Source organism: Nocardia pneumoniae NBRC 100136 (assembly GCF_000308755.1).
GTDB lineage: Bacteria > Actinomycetota > Actinomycetes > Mycobacteriales > Mycobacteriaceae > Nocardia > Nocardia pneumoniae.
Map to the genome: position 1 here is coordinate 1 of NZ_BAGF01000125.1, position 468 is coordinate 468.

Consider the following 468-nt stretch of genomic DNA (forward strand, 5'->3'; position numbering starts at 1 on the left):
TAACGGTGTTTGCGGCGATTTCCATCAGTAGGTTTGGGCGTTGGGCCAGCGGTCGGCGAAGGTGATCGCGAACGCGTTGACCGCGGGTTTCCAGCGCATGGTCCATCGTGCCCGACCGGCGCCGGTGGGGTCGAGGGATCGGGTGACCAGGTAGAGGCACTTCAGCGCGGCTTGCTCAGTGGGGAAGTGGCCTCGGGCTTTGATCGCGCGTCGGTAGCGGGCGTTCAAGGATTCGATGGCGTTGGTGCTGCAGATGACACGTCGGATCTCGATGTCGTAGTCGAGGAACGGGATGAATTCCTCCCACGAGTTCTCCCAGAGACGCACGATCGCAGCGTATTTCGTGCCCCACCGCTCGGTGAGTTCGTCCAGCGCTGCCCGTGCCGCGGTGGCGTTGACGGCGGTGTAGATCGGTTTCACATCGCGGCGCAGCGCGTCCCAGTGCTGGCGGCCGGCAAGCCGGAAGGT

At 64.3% G+C, this 468-nt stretch carries 1 protein-coding gene; it reads right to left on the minus strand.

Annotation, left to right across the window (positions count from 1 at the left end):
- Positions 1-24 precede the first annotated feature (24 nt).
- A partial coding sequence (locus ON34_RS28655; RefSeq protein ID WP_040785387.1) for an IS256 family transposase occupies positions 25-468 on the minus strand: 444 nt, incomplete at its 5' end.